Raw genomic sequence first — 21,709 nt, 5'->3', positions numbered from 1 at the left:
AGGTTCACCATGGACGATGGCAGGGCCTCTGAGACGTTAGAAGAATCTGGGGAATTGCCGTTCCCGGCGCAAATCGTGCGGCCTCCTAGTCGGGGCCGAATTTTGCGTCAGTATGAGCTGATTGATCGCATTCGGGCCTATGATCCTCATGTCAATGAGGATGCCATTAATCGCGCTTATGTATTTGCGATGCAGCGCCATGGCAGCCAGTTGCGGGCTTCCGGCGATCCTTACTTTGCCCATCCAATCGAAGTTGCCGGTATTCTGACCGAGCTTCGGCTCGATGCGGCTTCCATCATCACGGGCCTGTTGCACGACACGGTTGAAGACACCACCGCCACGACCGCTGAGATTGGCAAGTTATTTGGCGATGAAGTGGCGCAATTGGTTGATGGGGTGACAAAGCTTTCCCAGCTAGAGCTCAACTCAAACCGTACCAAGCAAGCTGAAAACCTGCAGAAATTCATCCTCGCTTTGTCGAAAGATGTGCGCGTTTTGTTGGTGAAGCTGGCGGACCGTCTGCACAATATGCGCACGCTTCACTTCATTAAGAAGCGCGAAAAGCGAGAGCGGATTGCCCGCGAGACGGCCGATATTTACGCCCCCTTGGCGCGGCGCATGGGCATCCAGCGCTTTTCGGGGGAGCTTGAAGAGCTGGCCTTCCAGCACCTTCACCCCGAAGCTTGTAAGACTATAAATGAGCAATTGGCCAATCTGCGGGCAGAGCGCGCGGGTGCCGTGGCAGCAGTTACCCAAAAGATCGGCGCGGCTTTAGAAGCTGCAGGCATTGAAGCGCGCGTGATGGGCCGTGAAAAGCGCGCTTATTCGGTCTGGAAGAAGCTGGAGCGTAAGTCGATTTCCTTTTCCGACGTCTCGGACCTCTATGGTTTCCGCGTCGTGGTGAATGATACCGCCCAATGCTATGCGGCCCTCGGCGTGATCCACGAAGCTTGGTCGTGCGTGCCGGGCCGATTTAAGGACTTTATCTCTGTCCCCAAGCCCAATGGCTATCGCTCCATCCATACCGGCGTTGTGGGACCGAGCTCGACGTCGGTTGATATTCAAATTCGGTCCGACGAAATGGACCGGATCGCTGAAGACGGGGTTGCCGCGCATTGGCGCTATAAGAATAGCACCTATGGCTACCACCCGATGGACGGCAAGCAATCCGATCCCTTGGCACCCTTGCGCAATCTGGTTGAAATTCTCGAGCATGGCGGAGATCCGGAAGAGTTTCTGGAAAATGCCAAGCTGGAAATGTTTCAGGATCAGGTTTTTGCCTTTACGCCCAAAGGCGATTTGATTGTTCTGCCGTATGGCGCGACGCCGCTGGATTTTGCCTATGCCGTTCATACCCGCATTGGCGATACAACAGTCGGTGCTCGGATCAACGGGGAGGAGCGTCCATTGCGGACCGCGCTTTCCAATGGCGACGTCGTGGAAATCTTACGGTCAGAGATGCGAAAGCCAGTGGCGGATTGGGAGTCTGTCGCGGTGACCGGTAAGGCACGTTCTGCCATCCGTCGCTTGGTGCGTGAAAGTGAGCGCGAGGAGTTTGCGACCTTGGGCCGCCGGTTGGCTGGCCATGCGCTGCGCCGCGTTGGTCTCAATCCTGAGGACATCAATCTCGAAGATGCGCGCCAGCGCCTGAATTACGATACGATGGATGAGCTTTATGCCGCCATTGGGCGCGGTCGCTTAACGGGGGCGAGCCTTGCAGAAGCGGCCGTCCCTGGTTTTGTGCGCAAGAGTGTCTTGGGTGAACCGCGTTTAATGATCGATAATGACCATGCTGGAGATTTTGTCCGGGGGTCAGACCTGATGTCCGGCGTCGCACTCCATTTCATGCCCTGTTGCTCGCCCTTGCCGGGTGACCGGATTGTCGGGGTTCATGTGCCCGACCGAGGGGTGGAAGTGCACACAATCGATTGTGACCATTTGGCCGAGCATGATGCCAATGAAGATCAATGGATTGATCTGGCGTGGACCGATGAGGCCAAACGCAATGGTTTGGCTCTGGGCCGCTTGGTTATGAGTTGTGAAAACACCAAGGGCGTGTTTGCCCAAGTGGGCAAAATCATTTCCGAGTGTGATGGCAATATTACCAATGTGCGCGCACAAAATCGGCGCGAAGACTTCATCGATCTCTTGGTCGACGTTGAAGTCGCAGATTCCAAGCATTTGAACGTGATTGCAGCATCCTTGCGGGCTTTGCCTGTTGTTGTTGATGTGAAGCGGTTACGGGGCTGAGCGGACGGCAAGGAACGTAAAGATGGCAACCTATTTGGTGACTGGGGTGAACCGCGGCATTGGCCGTGCGTTGGTAGAAGGCTTGTTGGCGCGGGGCCACACGGTTATCGGTACGACCCGCGACGGACAGGCACCTTTGGAAAATCCTAATTTTCGAGTCGTCGCGTGTGATATGAACGACACGGCGTCGGTTCGCGCGGCAGCACAAAGTGTAGGCGAGAACATCGATGTCCTGATTCAAAATGCAGGGGTATTTGGCCCGCGTCCACAGGAATTGGCCGATCTTGAACCCGATGATTTTCTGGGCGTCCTCAATGCCAATGTGGTTGGCCCGTGGCGCGTGTTGCAAGCCTTTTTGCCGCATCTGAAGCAGTCCGCCCAAGGTCGGGTTTTGATGATTTCGTCCGGCATGGGCCGCTTTTCAGGCTCATCAGATGGGGCACCGGCTTACCGGGCTTCCAAGGCGGCCTTGAACAAACTGGTGCAGACTTTTGCGCTTGACCTTAAGCGCGATGGCATTGCGATTGTAGCGTGTCACCCGGGCTGGGTTCGCACCGATATGGGCGGGGCAGGGGCCGAGATCGACGCCAAGGCCAGCGCTGATGGCCTCATTCAACTCGCCGAAAATTTGCAACTATCGGGCACCGGCCGCTTCATGGACTGGACCGGAAACACGCAGGACTGGTGAAACCAGCTTAGAAAGTGATACATAAGCCTTATGACCAATGACGACGTTCTTTCCACCTTTAAGTCGGCCGGTGGCCTGCTTGAGGGCCATTTCATTCTAACTTCGGGCCGCCATAGCCGCACCTTCTTGCAGAAGGCCTTTGTGTTTATGGACCCACCTGCAACCGAAAAACTCTGCCGGGGCTTGGCAGACAAGATCAAAGAGCGTTGGGGCCACGTGGATTATGTGGTGTCGCCTGCTGTGGGTGCGGTCATTCCAGGCTATGAAACGGCGCGGCATTTAGGTGCCAAAGCCGTCTATGTGGAGCGCGAAGACGGTAAGTTCCGCCTGCGTCGCGGCTTTACCTTGCCAGCTGAGGCGCGCGTCGTGATCGTTGAAGACATCGTTTCGACGGGCATCTCGGTGCGCGAAACACTCGAAGCGATCAAGGATGCACCTTGCGTGATCTTAGGGGCGGCTGTGATTGTGGATCGCAGTGCAGGCCGGGCCGATGTCGGCTGTGAGCTGGTCGCCTTGGCTTCGATTGAAGTCGAAAGCTTTGCGCCCGATGAAATACCAGATGACCTCAAGGGCATTCCGGCCATTAAGCCCGGCAGCCGGGCCTTGTCGCAAAGTACATCCTCATGAGCTTTGACCATCGCTTGCGGCTTGGGATCAATATTGATCACGTGGCAACGATCCGAAATGCGCGGGGTGGCCCTCATCCCGATCCGTTGCGCGCTGCCCATATGGCAGCCAAAGCCGGTGCCGATGGCATCACGCTTCACCTGCGTGAAGACCGTCGCCATATTCGTGATGAGGACCTTGAGAAATTCATCGCGCAAGTGGAATTGCCGATCAATCTTGAACTGGCCGCCACCGAAGAAATGCTCGACATCGCGCTTCGTCACCCAACACATGCGGTCTGCATTGTGCCGGAAAAGCGCGAGGAGCGGACGACCGAGGGCGGTCTCGATGTAGCGCGCTTGCACAATTCGATTGCGCCCATGGTACGCAAGCTTGCAGCGGCTGGTCGCCGTGTTTCGCTGTTCATTGAACCTGACCCCATCCAATTGGCTGTCGCAGAGGCCATGGGCGCGCAAGTCGTGGAATTGCATACTGGCGCGTATGCAGAAGCTGCGCTTGAGGGACATGTTGAGGAAGCCCAACAGATCGTTGAAAAGTTGGCAGAGGCCGCAAGAATTGGCACTGCGCGCGGTCTTGAAGTCCATGCCGGCCACGGGCTGACCTTTGACAATGTGAAGCCAATTGCGGCCATTCGCGAGCTGGTTGAATTAAATATTGGTCATTTCATCATAGGTGAAGCAATTTTCATTGGCCTTGAAGATGCGATTGGCCGTATGCGTCGCCTCATGGATGAAGCGCGCGCATGATTGTCGGAATTGGCTCAGACCTGTGTCGGATTGACCGGATCGAGGCGACCCTGGCGCGCTTTGGGAGCCGCTTTGAAGCGCGCTGCTTTACAGCGGGTGAGCAAGCCCGTGCCAATCGTCGGCCAGCCAAACGGGCAGATACCTATGCCAAGCGCTTTGCCGCGAAAGAAGCCTGTTCTAAAGCGCTGGGAACAGGCATGCGGCGCGGTGTGGCTTGGCGCGACATGGAAGTCGTCAATCTGCCAACTGGCAGACCGACTTTGAGTTTGACGGGCGGCGCGCTAAAGCGGTTGCAAGAACTGATACCACCTGGCTTTGCTGCGGACATTCATCTTAGTCTGACCGATGACCACCCTTTGGCTATGGCTTTTGTGGTGATCGGGCTGCGGCCCCTTGAACCAAATTGAAAAGAAAACGAATCCTATGGTTGACACAACAAACTCTAAGGCCGCCTCAAGCAAGGTGGTGAAACCAGCGCCAAAGGGTGACAGCCTGATTGAGAGCATCAAGACCATCGTGATGGCCTTGAGCATTGCGCTTTTCCTGCGGATTTTCTTGTTTCAGCCGTTCAACATTCCCTCTGAATCGATGCGTCCCGGCCTCTTGGTTGGCGATTACCTTTGGACCTCGAAGTGGGACTATGGCTATAGCAATGCTTCCATTCCGTTTTCGCCGAAAATCCTCAATGGTCGCGTCCTAGGGTCTAAGCCGGAACGTGGCGACGTCGTCGTATTCAAGCTGCCCTCAGACCCTCGGCAGGACTATATCAAGCGCTTGATTGGTATGCCCGGTGACCGGATTCAGGTTGTCGGCGGGCAAGTGATTTTGAATGGCACCCCCGTCAAACAAGAGATGCTGGAGCCTGAGACCATCACCGAACAGAATGGCAATGTGCGTACAACGACACGTTTTCGCGAAACCCTGCCGAACGGCCGGTCCTATGTGACCTATGATTTTGAGACCAACGGCATGTTCGACGATACCCAAGTCTTTGTGGTGCCCGAAGGCCATTATTTCATGATGGGCGACAATCGCGACAATTCAACCGACAGCCGCGCCGATCCGATCCTGCAATCGGGTGTTGGCTTTGTGCCTGCGGAAAATCTAGTCGGTCGTGGGCGGATTGTGTTGCTTTCCTTTGATGAGACCACCCGTTTCTATCTGCCATGGACCTGGTTCACGGGCCTGCGGTGGGATCGGCTCGCCGTCCCTATTCGATGAGCCGAGACGCAAAGCTTCACGCGCTGCAAGAGAAGATCGGGTATCAGTTTTCGGACCGATCCTTGTTGGAGCGCGCGCTGACGCATAAGTCGCGTGGCGACGGCCAAAAGGGCTTTGCCCATAATGAGCGGCTAGAATGGCTAGGCGACCGGGTCTTGGGTCTGATGGCGGCGGAGCGTTTGTTTGAGCGCCATGGTCGGGCCGAAGAGGGTGAGTTGACGCGTCAATTCAACGCCATCGTCTCGGGCAAAAATTGTGCGGAAGCAGCGCGCAGCATTGGTATGGCTGAGCTCATGGTGGTTTCGCGCGGCTTTAGCGCGGATGCGGTCGCCGAAAATGACTCGATTCTAGGCGACGCATTCGAGGCTTTGATGGCTGCGCTTTGGCTTGATGGTGGCCGCCCAGCCGTTCAGGGCCTGTTTGAGCTGGCTTGGCAGGCCGGTCAGCAAGAACAATCTGGGCTTCATCGCAATCCCAAAAGCGCGCTTCAGGAATGGGCGCAGAAGCGCGGGTTTCCGCCCCCAGTTTATCAGGTCCTTGAACGCGATGGACCTGACCATGCGCCTCGTTTTGTGATAGAGGTCACGGCTGGGGCTCATGTTGCGACGGCAGAGGGTTCTTCGAAACAAAATGCAGAGCGGGCTGCGGCCCAAGCGCTTCTGAAGCAAGGCGGATTACGTGTCTGAGAATAGTGAAACTACACCCACACCAGCGGCGACGGTACAAGCCCGCTGCGGCTTTGCCGCCATATTGGGTGCGCCAAATGCTGGCAAATCAACCTTGGTCAATGCGCTTGTTGGGCAGAAGATTTCGATTGTGACCCAGAAAGTCCAAACCACGCGCTTTCCCGTGCGTGGGGTCGCTATTCATGGCGACGCGCAAATTGTCTTAGTCGACACGCCAGGCGTGTTTACGCCAAAGCGCCGCTTAGATCGTGCGATGGTAGCCTCGGCTTGGGGCGGGGCGGCCGATGCCGATGCATTGGTCCATGTCGTCGATGCGCCGGCGGCTAGCCGGACCAGCGAAGGCCGCGGTGATGGCAGCGACAAGCGCACGCATGAGGACGTCCAACAAGTTATCGAAGGTCTGCAGAAACAAGGCCGCAAAGCAATCCTAGCCTTGAATAAGGTCGACGTGCTGGATCGCGCCAAATTGCTCGACCTGTCGCAGGCCTTTTATGAGAGGGGTGTCTATGATGAGGTCGTGATGATCTCCGCTCTGAAGTCGTCCGGCCTGAAGCGCCTCAATGATTTGTTGGCCGAGCGTATGCCGTTGGGGCCGTGGCTTTATCCGGAAGAACAAGTGGCCGACACGCCGATGCGCGTGATGGCGTCTGAAATCACGCGTGAGAAGGTATTCCTGCGTTTGCATGAGGAATTGCCCTATCATGCGACCGTTGAGACCGATGCTTGGACCGAGAAAAAGGATGGTTCGGTGCGGATCGACCAGACCCTCTATGTCATGCGCGACGGCCACAAAGGGATTGCCATTGGCAAGGGTGGTGAAACCCTGAAATGGATTTCTCAAAACGCTCGCAAAGACATTGCCGAAGCCATTGAACGGCCGGTCCATCTGTTCTTGCATGTGAAGGTACGTGAAAACTGGATCGAAGAACGGGCCCGCTACACGGCTTTGGGCCTCGACTTTGATGCCTAGAGGTCGGAGATGAGCGCGTGGACGGGTAACGCCATCGCCTTGTCGGCGCGCCGCTTTGGCGAGAATGACGTCATTTTGGATGTCCTCAGCGATCAAGTTGGTCGGGCCTCAGGGCTTGTCTATGGCGGAGCAGGCAAGCGCAAGCGTGCCTTGATTGAACCCGGCACCCGCCTGCATGTCGCGTGGAAGTCTCGTCTTGAAGACCAGCTTGGTTTCTTTGATGAGATGGAGGGCAGGGGCGGCGGGCCTGCTGATGTCATGGAGGATGCTGCCGCGCTGGCGGCCTTGTCTTGCGTGGCGACCTTACTCTTAGAAGTTGCCCCCGAACGTCAGCCTTGTGTGGGCCTGTTTGAAGCCAGCGAAATTCTCCTGCAAGCCCTCAGCGATACCCAAGCCTGGCCCGCGCTTTATATTCGCTGGGAGATGGGGCTATTGGCGGAAATGGGCTATGGGTTGGATCTGTCTCAATGTGCTTTGACAGGATCGCACGATGACCTTGCTTGGGTGAGCCCCAAGACGGGCCGCGCCGCGTCTCGCGCTGCGGGCGAGCCATTTGCCGACAAATTATTGGTCCTGCCGCCTTTCCTGCTGGGTGGGCAGAACAGACCTGTCAGTGGAGATGTCGCGGACGGATTTGCCCTGATGGGCCATTTCATTGAACGTGAATTGCTCAACCCTGTGCGCAAGACCATGCCAGAAGCACGCGCACGCCTAATCTTTGCCTTAGGCAAAACAGGCAGGCTGTAGCGAAATTAAGCCGCTTTGGCTTTTGTGAGTTCTTCTTGGCTGACCCGATTGCGGCCATTGCGCTTGGAAGCATAGAGGGCCGCGTCAGCGCGCTCGACCATGTCAGTTGGTTTCTCGCCGGGGCGACGTTGGGAAACACCTAGGGACACCGTGATTTTACCCAAGTCCTCATTTGAAGCGCGACGCACCAGACGTTTGCTTTCGACAGCTTGGCGGATTTTCTCTGCAATCGCCATCGCGGTTTTCCGGTCTGTCATTGGCGCGATCATCGCAAATTCTTCGCCGCCTAAGCGCGCGACAATGCCGCCTTTGGGCTTGGCGCGGTCCATAACGGTGGCAACAAAGCGAATGACTTGGTCGCCAGTCTGGTGACCGAATGTATCATTGATGCGCTTAAAGAGGTCGATATCGGCCATAATGACGGTCACCGGGCCGGAACCACGATCAGACGCGTTGCACATGTCCAAGAGACGTGTGTCAAATTCCTTGCGATTTGCGAGACCCGTCAATGAATCTGTCGCCGCTTCGATCCGAACTTGTTCCAACTGCACGCGCAAGGCTTCAATCTCAACGCTTGATTCGGCGAGCTTGGTTTCAAGATGCTTCGACTGAGCCGCCATTTCACCGGTTGCGCCAACCAGGCTATCGACCAATTCGCGCGTGATCAGCGGGCTGTCTGTTTTCGCGAGCTCGCGCTTGGCCACTTCCAATTGTTCGCCATAGGCCTTTGTTTTGACCCCAGCCTTCAACAAGCCTTTGCGGACATCTTCCATCTCGGCAGCGATTTTGCCGCCGGCTTTCATCATCCGCGACCCGATGGCGACATCTTCAAAATATTTGATGTAGAGCTGATCGCAGACTTGGTCGTCAATTGCACGCTTGCCAGCGATCATCATGTCGAGTTCGGCACGTAGGGCTGCTTGAACGGAGGAGTGATAGGCCAGCCAAATGGCGTAATTCTCAGGCGAAGGCGTGATTTTTCGCTCTTTAAGCGATTTCAGCGCAGCATCCGCTACCATCATCCCCTGTTCACCGATTAGGCTTTCAACCACTTTTTTCACCACGCGACCTATTGCTTTGATTACTTTATAGGAGTGGCAGTATGGAGATTGCGTAAACGCGAAGACTAATTTTACTTGCAGGCTTGGAAAAAACTGCAATTCATGCGCATAGTTACCGCTGAAAAAGTGCCATGCGGCGCAAATAAAAGACTTAGGGAGCCAGCATCATGAACGACATGACCTTCTCAGTACGCGGAGACGGCGAGACTATTGCGAGATTGAATCAGATTTTGGCCATGCAAAAGGCTGCCCAATTGCGCGATGGCATTCCCTCCGCCGAAGTCCGGATCAATCGTATCGATCGTTGTATTGGCCTGCTGGTAGATCATGCCGAGCAAATCGCCGATGCCTTGTCAGAGGATTTCTCGTGCCGTGCGCGTGAAACCAGCTTGATCACAGACGTGGCAAGCTCGCTTGGCCCTCTTAAAGATGCCAAGGCGAATCTGGCAAAATGGATGCGCCCAGAAAAGCGCAAAACCTCACCCTCTCTTTTGGGCTTGCTCGGTGCGAAGGCTGAGGTCCGCTATCAGCCTAAGGGCGTCGTGGGCATTATTGCGCCTTGGAATTTCCCGGTAAATCTGACCTTTGCCCCGCTCGCCCAGATTTTGGCCGCTGGCAATCGTGCTATGATCAAACCATCGGAATTGACGCCTGTAACTTCTGAACTCTTGCGTCAGATGTTTGCCAAGGCCTTTTCGGAAGAAGAAATCGCCGTGATCACCGGTGGGCCTGATGTTGGCCAAGCTTTCTCGCGTTTGGCGTTCGACCACATGATCTTTACCGGCGGCACGTCCATTGGGCGCCACATCATGCGCGCCGCCTCTGAAAACCTTGTGCCTGTGACGCTCGAATTGGGTGGCAAGAGCCCAGTGATCGTCTCCCGCTCAGCTGACGTTGCAACCACCGCAGACCGGATCATGGCAGGCAAGACCTTGAACGCTGGCCAAATCTGCTTGGCTCCAGACTATTTGTTGGTGCCAACTGAAAAGCGCGACGAATTGGTTGGCGCTTTGACCAAGTCGGTTACGTCTATGTATCCAAAGCTGCGCGATAATCCAGACTATACCGCCATCATCTCACCACGCCATTTTGATCGTATCCAAGCTTTGCTGACCGATGCGAAAGAAAAGGGCGCGACGATTGTCGAGATTAATCCGGCGGGCGAAGACTTCTCCACCCAGAATGGCCGCAAGATTCCGCCAACCCTAGTGCTGGATACCACCGAAGACATGAGCATCATGCAAGAAGAAATCTTTGGCCCCGTGCTTCCGATTAAGACCTATTCGGATGTCAAAGAAGCGGTCGGCTATGTGAATGCCAATGATCGCCCGCTTGGCCTTTATTACTTTGGGGCTGACCCAAGTGAACAAGAATATGTTCTGACCAACACGACATCGGGCGGGGTGACGGTCAATGATGTGATCTTCCATATCGCCATGGAAGATTTGCCATTCGGCGGTATTGGCCCGTCCGGCATGGGCTCTTACCATGGCCATGATGGCTTTAAGGAATTCAGCCATGCGCGCTCGGTTTATAGCCAGTTGAAAAAGGATTTGGGGCCGATGAAGGCGTTGCGTCCACCCTATGGCAAGGGCGTGCGCGACTATATTGCTAGTCAAATCAAGCGCTAAGAAACGTTTGTTTCAAAATGAAAAAGGCGCGGGACCATTGGTCTCGCGCCCTTTTTTATGTTTGGTTGAACGCCTTATGGCTTGACCATCGAGAAATGACCGACATCGATGCGGCCAGTCCGGAAGCCTGCTTCGCAATAGGCCAAATAGAAGCGCCACAATTGCTTGAACCGCTCGTCAAAACCCATGTCTTTGATGTGGATCCATTCTGCCAAAAAGGTCTTTGCCCAAGCCGCCAAGGTGTCGGCATAGGAGAGACCAAAAGCCGCCGTGCTCTGCCAGACTAAGCCAGCGCGTGCCACTTCCAGTTTCAAACGGGGGACGCTGGGCAACATGCCGCCAGGGAAAACATAGCTTTGAATGAAGTCTGCTCGGCTGCGATAGTCTTCAAACAAGCGCTCATCAATCGTAATGATTTGCAGGCCTGCTTTACCGCCGGGCTTCAGAACCGAATTGACCTTATCAAAATAGGTCGACCAATATTGTTCGCCGACCGCTTCAAACATTTCGATCGAAACCACGGCATCAAACTGGCCTTTGATGTCGCGATAATCCATGAGCTGGATTTCGGCCAAGTGGCTTAAGCCCGCCTTGGCCAAACGTTCGGTCGCATACTTAAATTGCTCTTCGGAGATCGTAACGCCCGTCACGCGCGCGCCATATTCGCGGGCGGCAAATTCGGCGAAGCCGCCCCAGCCACAGCCAATCTCCAGCACATGCTGTCCGGCCTTCAGGCTAACTTGCTCTGCCAAGGCGCGATATTTGTTCATTTGCGCGCTGGTCAAATCTTGGCCGTCCTTTTCATAGACGGCCGAAGAATAAGTCATGCTGGGATCCAGCCAACGCGAATAGAAATTATTGCCCAGATCATAATGGGCCAGAATATTCTTCTTCGATCCGGTCTTGGTGTTCCGCTTGAGGAATTTGTGGCGGAAATTATTGATCACCGCCCACAGGGGACCGCCGATCAAAAGCTTTGGCATCAGATCCAAGTTGGACGAGAAGACCTCTAGCAAAACGGCGAGGTCTGGCGTGTCCCATTCACCGGCCATCAAGCCTTCTGCAAAGCCAATATCACCTTGGGCGGCCACGCGCTTGATGAAGCTGAAATTCTTGATCTGAAGGACAGCGCTTTTGCCGGGCTTGTGGCCTTGGAAAATCAATTCGCGCCCATCTGGCAGCCAAACCCGAATTTCCCCTTCCACAATATTGCTCATCGCGACCGCCGCCATCTTGAAGGCCATCGGGACTTGGCGAAGTTGACGCGCCAGCTTTGGCGTCATCAACAAGGTATTTGCGTTTTGATCGTCACTCATGGGGCGATGGAATCCTGCTTAATCTGGCAACACTGGCGGCAATGGGAGGTTTTGGTTTGTGGTGGTAGCGTGCACCTTTTACTAATAATTTCAAGGCCTCCCAGTGAATGCCTAAGACAACTTTGAACGTCAAGAACGGGATGGCAAAAAAAGCTCGCGCCAGATTTTTGTCGTTCATTGCCTCTCTACGCAATTTCAGCGTGGCCAGATGATCGCGAACTGCATCTGAAAACTTGTCGATGGTCAAGGAGAGGGTCTCGCCACTTGTCCGCAGGGTAAACGCATAACGGCCAGATACATCAAAGAAAGGCGAGACGTGGAAGATTTTGTCGGCTTCTTGGTGCTGAACCATCTGGCCGCTGGCCGGGGCGACATAGCTGTGGGTCTCGCCAAAGGTGTTGTTCACCTCATAAATCACCGCTGCCAAACTCAGGTCGCGGTGATAGGCCAAGAAAACGGAGATTGGATTGAATACAAAGCCCAGCACACGCGGGAAGGTCAATAAATGGATGGGGCCACCGTCATAGGCGATCTTAGCCGCGGCCAATTGCGCTTCGACCCAGCCCCGCAAGGGCGCACCGGTTCGGTCGCCATGATCCTTGTCGTAAAAGGCCAACGGCGCAAACCGATTATGCGCCATCCATTTAAGGCCACGAACTTGGCTGCCGGGGTCATCGACGTTGATTAAGACCTGATAGAGGTCATAAGCCAAGCGATGCTCAAACGGCTGAAATCGGACGTGAATGGTCCGACCGCGCATCAAGCCAGGATGGGTCATGTCTGTCACAGGGCGGGTTCTGCTTCTAGGACAGAGGCACCCTGTGTATCTGTTTTTGTGGACGATTGGGGTGCATCGCGCAGAATATCGTCATCCACAAATGTCCAAGGGATCTGCCCACCCAGTTTCAGAGCCACCCGCAGTCCGGCCCGCAAGCCATCTTCGTGGAAACCATAACCCTGCCAAGCACCTGCAAACCACGTTTTATTGACGCCTTGAATCGACAGGATTTGCCGTTGGGCTTTTGCCGCTGGTGCGTCAAATTGCGGGTGCGCATAATTGAAGCGGGCAAATACGTTCGCCGGATCAATTGGCTTGGCGGGGTTCAAAGTTACAAACAACGGGCAATTGGCGTCTTGGCCTTGCAGGCGGTTCATCCAATAGGTCAGCTCGATGGGCGCATCGGGATCGCCGCGCGAGACATTCCAGCTCGCCCAAGCCGCTTTGCGGGTCGGCATATAGCTGGCATCGCGGTGCAAGATCGCTTCATTGGGCGCATAGCGGACCGCACCTAAAATGTCGCGCTCCTGCGCTGAAGCGTCAGCCAAAAGGGCAAGCGCCTCGTCGGAATGGCAAGCAAGAACAACTTCATCAAAGCGATGCGTGGTCCCGCCAACCACCACGTCGACACCGTTTGCATCGCGGCGAACTTGGGTAACAGCCGCGTTGAGACGAACGCGGTCGCCCAAGCTTTCTGAAAACTTCTCGACATAGCGGCGTGAGCCACCCGTGACCGTGCGCCAATTGGGTCGCTCAAAATGCACGAGGCGGTGATTGTTGAAGAAGCGGACAAAGCTTGCAGCGGGATAATCCAACATGCCCTTTTCAGGCGTTGACCAGATGGCGGCACCCATTGGCACCAGATAGCGCTCTAAAAAGCGCTGCGACAGGCCCAGCCGCGCACTATAGTCGCCCAGCGAGAGGGTATGCAAAATGGGGTCCTGCACATCCTTTTGGGCTTGGGAATTAAAGCGCAACATATCGGCCAAAAGGGCCCAATGATTGAGGTCGAACGCGTTCCGCTTCCACGCAAAATAGCCCGGCGCACCGTCAGAACCCCATTCGCTGCCCGGGCGGCCATCGCGCACGGAAAAGCTCATGTCCGACTGCTGTGTCGGCACCTTTAAGGCTTCAAACAAGGCGATCAGATTGGGGTAATTCAGCGCATTATAGACAATGAATCCGGTATCCACGTCGAGTTTCTTGCCGTCATAATCAACCGTCACGGTGTTGGAATGCCCGCCAAGGCGGCCTTCTTTCTCAAACAACGTCACGTCATGCTGGTCCTTCAGGGCCCAAGCGGCAGACAGTCCTGTAATCCCTGTGCCAATGATTGCGATCTTCATACTAGGTCTCCAGAATGGGTCTGCTTGAGGCTGGCGAGGGCATCGAGTGCCTGCTTGCGGCCTTTTTCATGATTGACGATGGGAAGCGGATAGGTGCGCCCGAGATGAACGCCCGAAAGCCGCAAGATTTCAGTTGGCGCTTCAAACGGGCGGTGTAGATATTTGTTGGGTAGTTTTGCCAGTTCTGGCACCCATGTGCGAACATAGTGGCCATCTGGGTCAAACTTCTCGCCTTGCGACATTGGGTTGAAGATACGGAAATAGGGCGCAGCATCTGCGCCACAGCCCGCAACCCATTGCCAACCAGCCGCATTATTGGCGACATCGGCATCCACCAACGTATCCCAGAACCAAGCTTCACCCGCGCGCCAATCTTGCAACAAATGCTTCACCAAGAAGGAGGCGACAATCATGCGAACCCGATTATGCATCCAACCTGTCTTCCATAATTGACGCATGCCTGCGTCCACAATGGGGTAACCTGTTTGTCCGCGCTGCCAAGCCCGCACAGCGGATGAATCATTTTTCCATGGGAAGCTGCGGAAGGCCTCTTTCCAGCTTTCCTGCGGGAAGTCTTCATAATGATAAATCAGCTGCGTAGAGAATTCCCGCCAACCGAGTTCAGACAAAAAGACTTGCCCGTCGTGCTGTAGGGCAGGATTGGCTCGCATGGCTGCACGCGCCGCATTCCACACCCGTCGGATAGAGATTTCACCGAAATGTAGGTGTGGGGATAAAAAGGAAGTGGCTGGTTTACTGGGGATATTTCGCCCCTCGCCATAGCCCAAAAGCGCTTTTTCGATAAAATGTTTGAGCCGTTTGTGTGCGCCAACCTCTCCAGGCTGCCAAGTCTGAGATAGGCCACCAGACCAATCGGGTGCTATCGGCAACAGGTCCCAGTCGTCCAAGGCTGCTGAATTTATCTGGGAGGATGTGCAACCCGTGAGCTTTGGGGCAGGGGCCGCATGCTCGGCCCACGCGTCACAACTGGATTGGGCTGCTCTAAAAAACGGCGTGAAGACTTTGAAATTGCCGCCAGAACCGGTCTTGATCTCCCAAGGTTCGGTCAGAACATAGGCTTTATGCGTGCCGACTTGGACGCCTAAGCCTGTCAAGTCGGCTTTGATGGCGGCATCGACAGGCCGCGACCAAGCATAATAGCGCCGGTTCCAATGGACGGACTCGGCACCCAAGGACTTAGCGAGGGTGGGTATCAATTGGCGCGGATCGCCCCGTAACAGGATCAGTTCGATGCCGTGCTCAGCAAGGCTTGCCAGTAGGCTTGTGAGGCTGTGATGCAGCCACCACTTCAACGCGCCACCTAAGGGCCGACCTAAATCCGCACCCTCTTCGAGAATATAGACAGCGCAGACTGGGCCAGCTTGAGCAGCTGCCGCTAAAGCCGGGTGATCATCTATCCGCAAGTCTTCGCGAAACCAGACAAGGGACGGGCGCGCAGGCGGGTTAGGGCCAGATTGGGCAGGTTGCATGTGACTATCTACGTCTGAAGCTTCGGGCCGGATTGCTATTGGCTGTTTAAGGCGAGATCAGGCCAGCGCCGCACCTTAGTCCGACGATTTTACCAGCACATAGGTCCCGGGCGCATCGCCGATTACTTTTACACCCCCGTCACCGGGCACGCGGGCAGGCACTTGTGCGCCAGAGCGTTCGCCCAACCACTTGGCCCAATCGGGCCACCACGAGCCTTTAAATTCCACCAGTTTCGCCTGCCATTGATCAGACGTATCTGGCAGCTCGGTCATGGTTTCGGGCGGTAACCAATGCTGATATTTCTTAGCTTCAGGGTGATTGATCACGCCTGCAATATGGCCAGATCCTGCAAGGATCATCCGTACTGGGCCGCCAAACAGCTTCGCGCCGCGATAAATCGACCGCCAAGGCGCGATATGATCCTCTTTCGAGGACTGCATATAAATCGGCGTCTCCACGTCTTTGAGATTGAGACGATAGCCCGAAAGGGTCATCTCGCCGCGTCCTAACCGGTTCTGCCGGTAGAAATTGTCCAGATAATAGAGGTGCAGGGCTTTTGGCATGCGTGTCTGGTCTGCATTCCAGAACAGAAGATCAAAGGGCTTGGGGTCTTTGCCCATCAGATAATTATTGACCACAAACGACCAGACGAGGTCATTGGCGCGCAAGAAATTGAACGTCTCGCCCATGACCGTGGCATCCAAGACCCCGCCCGCATGTTCAATCTCATCCTTGATATATTGGATGGCGGCATCATCGGTGAAGACCTTCAAATCGCCAGCTTCTTCAAAGTCAGACTGAGAAGCAAAGAACGTGGCCGAATTGATCCGTTTGTCTCCAGTCTGGGCCATCACGGCCATCGTCGAGGCCAGAAGCGTGCCGCCGATACAATAGCCTACCGTATTGACCTTATCCTGTCCCGTGGCCTTGGTGACGACGTCGAGCGCTTCATAAATGCCCAGACGGGAATAATCCTCAAACGTCTTTTCGGCATGTTCCACGCCCGGATTGAGCCAGGAGACGACAAAGACGCTATGGCCTTGTTCGGTCAGCCATTTCACCATCGAATTGTCCTGGCGCATGTCCAAGATGTAGAATTTATTGATCCAAGGCGGGAAAAACAGGATGGGCGTCGCAAAGACAGTTGGCGTCACCGGATCATATTGGATGATCTCCAAAATCTCGCCGCGATGAATGACTTTGCCCGGTGTGATGGCGATATTCTCGCCGATCTTAAAGGGTCGCTCATCGACTTGAGCCGGAGTGAGGCGGCCATGTCCGCGCTTGAGGTCTTGTTCAAGATTGGCCAGACCGCGCACCACACTTTGCCCGCCGGTGCGCAAGGCCTCGCGCAGCGCAACCGGATTGGTCATCAAAAAATTGGAGGGCGCAAAAGCGTCGGCAAATTGCTTGTTGAAGAAAGTCGCCTTGCGGCGCGTCATATCATCAATGCCATCCACATGATCAATAAGGCCCGTGAACCAATTAGCGGTATGCAAATAGGTTTTTTGGAGCAGATTGAACATCGGCAAATTGTGCCAATCGGGATCGGCAAAGCGCTTATCGGCATATTTGGGGTCAGGCTTGGCCTCTGCGGCACCGTCCCCGAGACTGGATTTAATGGAGTCGGCCCAGATTTCGGCAAAGCCCTGCCAAAGCTGTTGATGGGCAGCCATCAGCTTCTCAGGATTGCCAGCAAGCCGCGTTGCGACATCGGCGGCATAAGGTGCAAGCCCATAAGGGTCTGCGCGCAAGGGCCGCGCATCATCGGCCATCACGCCATCAACAGCCGTCGCACCCAGCGCGCCCATGCGGGTAACTGCGTCACCCAAATTTCGGGTCAGGGTTTCAAGGCTCTCAAGATTCTGGGCTTGCAGGGCATCCATCAAGCTTGCGGCTTCACTGGGTTTGGCAGGTGGTGGCTCGGCAGCAGCGCTCTTGCGGGCCTTCTCAGCATCTTGGCCATCCGATTTGTGTTTAGCCATTATCCTTGCCCCGTCTTTTCTGCCAATTCGCCGCGATTATCATGAATTTATGCACTCTTTGCCTTGCAGCAAACACCGCAGCGGCGCAATAAAACACTGTAGCGATTTGCGGCTGGAACTTCCACTGCTTATGGCTCTAAACCTTGAGCGGTAACATGACGCGTTTAGATCGGGATGCACTGCCGCTCCCCTTGATGTGACACAGGAAAGTGCTGCGGCGATGCCGATGAAAGCGACACCAGCCCACGTCCAACGTCTACGCCTGATCGGGCGCGTGCCGATGATGCTCGCGCTGGGGCTCATTGTCCTGCCGCTCGGTGCGTGTCAGACGCTCGGCCAAGAGGAAGGTTTTTTGCCCGACACGATCCGCTCCGCCAGTGCCGTCCTGAAGCCCGGTGACTATCCAGATTTAACTAAGATCCCAGACGCCCCAACAAATTTGCCAAGCCAAAAGTCTTGGGCCGATTTGCAGGCAGGTTTGCAGGCCGATGCTAAGATTATGCAAGCCAATCCTGGTTCCAAGCCAGTTGCTGCCGGTGAGATCGATCAGACTTGGGCAAAGGCTGAAAAGCAAGCGATTGAGACAAATACTGCCTCAGCTCAGACCACCCAAACCAACGCGGAGTCCGACGCTTGGGCGGCAGCCGCACGAGCAAAAATGGAGGCGGACATCGCGCGTCTGCCTCCAACCTAGTTTCGCGCGATAGAGCATCTACCCTGATAAAAGGGGCCATAAGGTCCCAAGTGATAAAAAGGTTTTCCGCCATGATCGGCGATTTTTATAAGATTAAGCGCCTCCCGCCATATGTGTTTGAGGAAGTCAACAAACTCAAAGCCCGCCTGCGGGCAACAGGCACCGACATAATCGACTTTGGTATGGGCAATCCTGATTTGCCCGTGCCAGAACATATTGTTGAAAAATTGGTTGAAACGGCGCGTAAGCCCCGCAGCAACCGCTACTCGGCGTCGCGCGGTATTCCGGGCCTGCGTCGTGCGATGGCGGGCTATTATGACCGCCGATTTGGCGTCAAGCTCAATCCAGACACCGAGATTGTCGCCACATTGGGCTCGAAGGAAGGCTTTGCCAATTTGGCGCAAGCCATTTGTGCGCCCGGCGATGTGGTCATTGCGCCCAATCCGTCTTATCCGATCCATGCGTTTGGATTCATCATGGCCGGTGGCGTTATTCGCTCGATTGAGGCCCATAGTCCCGAACAATATTTGGCTGGCATTAGCCGGGCTGTTCGCCACTCCGTGCCGCCGCCCATTGCGATGATCGTCTGCTATCCAGCCAACCCAACTGCTCAAGTGGTTGAGCTCGACTATTATAAAGAAGTCGTCGCGCTCGCGAAAAAGCACAATATGCTGGTGATCTCCGACATGGCCTACTCGGAAATTTATTTTGACGAATCCAAGCCGCCCCCCAGCATCCTGCAAGTTGAAGGTGCCAAGGATGTGGTGGTGGAGGTCAATACATTGTCGAAGACCTATTCCATGGCCGGTTTCCGCGTTGGCTTTGCCTTAGGCAATGAACGCGTGATTGCAGCCTTGGCGCGGGTCAAGTCCTATCTGGACTATGGGGCTTACACCCCGGTGCAAGTCGCCGCTGTGGAAGCACTGAATGGGCCGCAAGATTGTGTGGCTGAGATGCGGGGCATTTATAAGGCGCGCCGCGATGCGCTGATCGACTCATTTTCGCGCGCAGGCTGGAACGTGCCGGAACCCCAGGCGTCTATGTTTGCTTGGTCTTTGATCCCAGAAAAATTCCGCGGTCTTGGTTCAGTTGAATTCTCCAAAAGATTGGTGGAAAAGGCTGGCGTCGCGGTCGCCCCGGGGGCAGGCTTTGGTGAATATGGCGACGAATATGTCCGCATTGCTCTGGTAGAGAATGAGCAACGAATTCGCCAAGCCGCGCGCGCGGTTCGGAAGTTTTTGACCGAGGAGAGCGGGTCGCTTTAGGCTTGCACTGCTCAAGTGTCGTCATCAACGGGCCATTGGGCCTGATAGAGAGTTTTACATGGGTGTCTTGAGAATTGGGATCGCCGGCCTCGGCACAGTTGGTGGCGGGCTTTTGAAGCTGGCATACGGGCAGGGGCCCTTGGCGTCGACCGTGAAAGTCACAGGCGTTTCGGCCCGTACCAGAGGGCGGACGCGCGAGGTCGATATTTCCGACATTGCTTGGTTTGATGATCCGGTGGCGCTGGCGAAAAGCCCAGACATTGATGTGTTTGTCGAACTGATGGGCGGTTCTGAAGGCAGTGCCAAGGCTGCCGTGGAAGCTGCGCTTTCGGCTGGCAAGCATGTTGTCACCGCCAATAAGGCGCTGTTGGCAGAACATGGGGCAGCGCTGGCCGCCCTCGCAGCCAAAAATGGCGCAGAAATTCGCTATGAAGCGGCCGTTGCGGGTGGCATCCCCGTCATCAAGGCCTTGCGTGAAGGCTTGGCCGCCAATCACATTTCGGCAGTCAGTGGCGTTTTGAATGGCACCTGCAACTACATTCTGACGGAGATGGACCTGACCGGGCGCAGCTTCGGCGACGTTTTGACCGATGCGCAGCGCTTGGGCTATGCCGAAGCCGATCCAACGCTTGATGTCTCTGGGGCCGACGCAGGTCATAAGCTCGCCATTCTTTCCGCCATTGCTTTTGGTGGCGCGCCGAACTTTAAAGCGCTGCGTCTGGAAGGCATTCAAGCGATTGAGCCGATTGATTTGGAAAGCGCCAAATTCTTGGGCCGCCGTGTGAAATTGTTGGCCAAAGCTGCCCGCGTGGGAGACAGTGTGATTCAATCGGTGCGTCCAACTTTGCTGGCGCAAGATCATCCGATTGCCCGCGTCAATGGCCCGTTAAATGCTGTGGTGATTGATGCAGACCCTGTGGGGCGCCTGTCACTTGTCGGGGCAGGCGCTGGCGCGGGTCCGACCGCTTCGGCTGTGGCTGGCGATTTGATCGACTTGTCGCATGAAGATTCCCGCCCCGTGTTCTCTGGCCCAGGTCAAGCCAATCAATTGACCGCAGCCACGGGTGGGCTTTTGGCGAACTCGAAATTTTATGTTCGTCTGCGCGTTCCTGATCGGGCTGGAACCATCGCGAAAATCACCGATACGCTGGCAAAACACCTTGTTTCCATCGAAAGCTTCCTGCAAAAGCCCCCCGAAGATGCAGCGCGTGTACCCATCGTGCTGACCACCCAGCCCATGGCCGAACAGGATTTGTTGGACGCCTTGGCTGAGCTTTCTCGACTGGATGTCCTCGTTGAGGCACCCGTCTTGATGCCTCTGGAAGACTAATTGAGGCCATTCGGCCTATTCCTGATCTTTAGTAAAGTTGGACCTTGTATGACCGTAAACCTTCCTCCTGATATCGCCGCAGGTGCTTTGGCAGCTACGGAGGCCGCCGCCATTGCTTCCTATCGTGGCATTGGTCGGGGTGACGAAAAAGCCGCCGATCAATTGGCTGTGGACGCCATGCGGACGGGCCTCAACGCCATCGCCATGAAAGGTCGCGTTGTTATCGGTGAGGGCGAGCGCGATGAAGCGCCCATGCTCTATATCGGCGAGGAAGTCGGGACTGGTGAAGGCGCGGAGTTTGATATTGCGCTCGATCCGTTGGAAGGCACAACTTTGACGGCAAAAGCCATGCCCAATGCCTTGGCCGTTTTGGCCATCGCGCCGAAGGGCGGGCTCTTATATGCACCAGACACCTATATGGACAAAATCGCGGTTGGCCCCGGTCTGCCCTTGGGTGTTGTGGATATTGACCGTACGCCAGCGGAAAACGTCATCGCTTTGGCCAAGGCCAAAGGCGTTGAGCCGCAAGAGATTGGCGTTTGCGTCCTCGACCGTCCGCGCCATAGCGGCATTATCGAAAGCTTGCGTTCGGTTGGCGCGCGGGTCCATTTGATTACTGATGGCGATGTTGCTGGCGTTATCTATACGACAGACCCCGAAACCGGGATCGACCTCTATTTGGGCCAAGGCGGCGCACCCGAAGGCGTGTTGGCAGCAGCAGCCCTCAAATGCGTTGGTGGGCAATTCCAAGGTCGTCTGGTTTTCCGCAATGAGGACGAAAAGGGCCGCGCCCGCCGGATCGGCATCACCGACTTTAGCCGTACCTATCAATTGGACGAATTGGTCTCCACCGACGTGGTCTTCTCTGCCACAGGCG

Annotated in this window: 20 protein-coding genes; 14 read left to right on the top strand and 6 right to left on the bottom strand. The window is 55.5% G+C overall.

Going from position 1 to position 21,709, the window contains the following annotated elements; genetic code table 11:
• The first annotated feature begins 9 nt into the window (after window positions 1-9).
• Genes ACOVRA_RS02040 through recO form a run of 9 tightly spaced genes read left to right on the top strand, consistent with a single transcriptional unit; the run spans window position 10 to window position 7,935 of the window.
• Window positions 10-2,250, top strand: a complete 2,241-nt coding sequence (locus tag ACOVRA_RS02040; RefSeq protein WP_421718847.1) for a RelA/SpoT family protein — start codon at window positions 10-12, stop codon at window positions 2,248-2,250.
• Window positions 2,251-2,272: 22 nt separating this feature from the next.
• On the top strand, window positions 2,273-2,938 hold the full coding sequence (locus tag ACOVRA_RS02035; RefSeq protein WP_421718846.1) for an SDR family oxidoreductase: 666 nt from the start codon (window positions 2,273-2,275) through the stop codon (window positions 2,936-2,938).
• A gap of 30 nt (window positions 2,939-2,968) precedes the next feature.
• A complete protein-coding gene (pyrE, locus tag ACOVRA_RS02030) occupies window positions 2,969-3,565 on the top strand; it encodes an orotate phosphoribosyltransferase (RefSeq protein WP_290801105.1) in 597 nt (198 codons plus the stop codon).
• Window positions 3,562-4,311, top strand: a complete 750-nt coding sequence (locus ACOVRA_RS02025) for a pyridoxine 5'-phosphate synthase (RefSeq protein ID WP_421718845.1) — start codon at window positions 3,562-3,564, stop codon at window positions 4,309-4,311. Before pyrE ends, ACOVRA_RS02025 begins: the two co-directional genes overlap by 4 nt.
• Complete coding sequence (gene acpS, locus ACOVRA_RS02020) at window positions 4,308-4,718, top strand: holo-ACP synthase (RefSeq protein WP_290808713.1); 411 nt, start codon at window positions 4,308-4,310, stop codon at window positions 4,716-4,718. The genes ACOVRA_RS02025 and acpS overlap by 4 nt, the downstream gene beginning before the upstream one ends.
• Window positions 4,719-4,734: 16 nt before the next feature.
• Window positions 4,735-5,532 (top strand): signal peptidase I, encoded by a 798-nt coding sequence (lepB, locus tag ACOVRA_RS02015; protein ID WP_290808710.1) that lies wholly within the window; start codon window positions 4,735-4,737, stop codon window positions 5,530-5,532.
• Window positions 5,529-6,218, top strand: a complete 690-nt coding sequence (gene rnc, locus ACOVRA_RS02010) for a ribonuclease III (RefSeq protein WP_421718844.1) — start codon at window positions 5,529-5,531, stop codon at window positions 6,216-6,218. The genes lepB and rnc overlap by 4 nt, the downstream gene beginning before the upstream one ends.
• Entirely contained in the window at window positions 6,211-7,188 is a 978-nt protein-coding gene (gene era, locus ACOVRA_RS02005) for a GTPase Era (RefSeq protein ID WP_421718843.1), read from the top strand. Before rnc ends, era begins: the two co-directional genes overlap by 8 nt.
• 9 nt (window positions 7,189-7,197) lie before the next feature.
• Window positions 7,198-7,935 carry a DNA repair protein RecO gene (recO, locus tag ACOVRA_RS02000; RefSeq protein WP_421718842.1) on the top strand — a complete coding sequence of 246 codons (738 nt, stop codon included), beginning with the start codon at window positions 7,198-7,200 and terminating at the stop codon, window positions 7,933-7,935.
• A gap of 5 nt (window positions 7,936-7,940) precedes the next feature.
• Here the strand turns inward: recO and ACOVRA_RS01995 are convergent, their stop codons facing one another.
• A complete protein-coding gene (locus ACOVRA_RS01995; protein ID WP_421718841.1) occupies window positions 7,941-8,996 on the bottom strand; it encodes a GGDEF domain-containing protein in 1,056 nt (351 codons plus the stop codon).
• Window positions 8,997-9,172: 176 nt separating this feature from the next.
• Between ACOVRA_RS01995 and ACOVRA_RS01990 the strand changes: the two genes are divergently transcribed.
• The gene (locus ACOVRA_RS01990) at window positions 9,173-10,627 is read left to right on the top strand and encodes a coniferyl aldehyde dehydrogenase (protein WP_421718864.1); all 1,455 of its coding nucleotides are present in this window, start codon (window positions 9,173-9,175) and stop codon (window positions 10,625-10,627) included.
• Window positions 10,628-10,701: 74 nt separating this feature from the next.
• On the opposite strand, the gene ACOVRA_RS01985 is transcribed toward ACOVRA_RS01990, so the two are convergent.
• The 5 genes from ACOVRA_RS01985 to phaC all read right to left on the bottom strand — a co-directional run bounded on the left by ACOVRA_RS01985 (window position 10,702) and on the right by phaC (window position 17,543).
• On the bottom strand, window positions 10,702-11,943 hold the full coding sequence (locus ACOVRA_RS01985) for a class I SAM-dependent methyltransferase (RefSeq protein WP_421718840.1): 1,242 nt from the start codon (window positions 11,941-11,943) through the stop codon (window positions 10,702-10,704).
• Complete coding sequence (locus ACOVRA_RS01980; RefSeq protein WP_421718839.1) at window positions 11,936-12,721, bottom strand: DUF1365 domain-containing protein; 786 nt, start codon at window positions 12,719-12,721, stop codon at window positions 11,936-11,938. The genes ACOVRA_RS01985 and ACOVRA_RS01980 overlap by 8 nt, the downstream gene beginning before the upstream one ends.
• A gap of 5 nt (window positions 12,722-12,726) precedes the next feature.
• Window positions 12,727-14,067 (bottom strand): NAD(P)/FAD-dependent oxidoreductase, encoded by a 1,341-nt coding sequence (locus ACOVRA_RS01975; RefSeq protein WP_421718838.1) that lies wholly within the window; start codon window positions 14,065-14,067, stop codon window positions 12,727-12,729.
• Window positions 14,064-15,557, bottom strand: a complete 1,494-nt coding sequence (locus tag ACOVRA_RS01970; protein WP_421718837.1) for a cryptochrome/photolyase family protein — start codon at window positions 15,555-15,557, stop codon at window positions 14,064-14,066. Before ACOVRA_RS01970 ends, ACOVRA_RS01975 begins: the two co-directional genes overlap by 4 nt.
• Window positions 15,558-15,632: 75 nt before the next feature.
• Entirely contained in the window at window positions 15,633-17,543 is a 1,911-nt protein-coding gene (gene phaC / locus ACOVRA_RS01965; protein ID WP_421718836.1) for a class I poly(R)-hydroxyalkanoic acid synthase, read from the bottom strand.
• A 220-nt stretch (window positions 17,544-17,763) separates the two neighbouring features.
• Between phaC and ACOVRA_RS01960 the strand changes: the two genes are divergently transcribed.
• The 4 genes from ACOVRA_RS01960 to glpX form a co-directional block, all read left to right on the top strand.
• Window positions 17,764-18,237 (top strand): hypothetical protein, encoded by a 474-nt coding sequence (locus ACOVRA_RS01960; RefSeq protein WP_421718835.1) that lies wholly within the window; start codon window positions 17,764-17,766, stop codon window positions 18,235-18,237.
• Window positions 18,238-18,308: 71 nt separating this feature from the next.
• Window positions 18,309-19,502 carry an LL-diaminopimelate aminotransferase gene (locus ACOVRA_RS01955; RefSeq protein ID WP_290803997.1) on the top strand — a complete coding sequence of 398 codons (1,194 nt, stop codon included), beginning with the start codon at window positions 18,309-18,311 and terminating at the stop codon, window positions 19,500-19,502.
• A 58-nt stretch (window positions 19,503-19,560) separates the two neighbouring features.
• Window positions 19,561-20,832 carry a homoserine dehydrogenase gene (locus ACOVRA_RS01950; RefSeq protein WP_421718834.1) on the top strand — a complete coding sequence of 424 codons (1,272 nt, stop codon included), beginning with the start codon at window positions 19,561-19,563 and terminating at the stop codon, window positions 20,830-20,832.
• Between the two features lie 48 nt (window positions 20,833-20,880).
• On the top strand, window positions 20,881-21,709 hold an 829-nt coding region (glpX, locus tag ACOVRA_RS01945; protein ID WP_421718833.1), incomplete at its 3' end, for a class II fructose-bisphosphatase.

The sequence above is a fragment of the Aquidulcibacter sp. genome, assembly GCF_049239865.1.
Taxonomy (GTDB): Bacteria; Pseudomonadota; Alphaproteobacteria; order Caulobacterales; family Aquidulcibacteraceae; genus Aquidulcibacter.
Note: the sequence above shows the minus strand (reverse complement) of the source record. Positions and strands in the feature narration are given on the sequence as shown.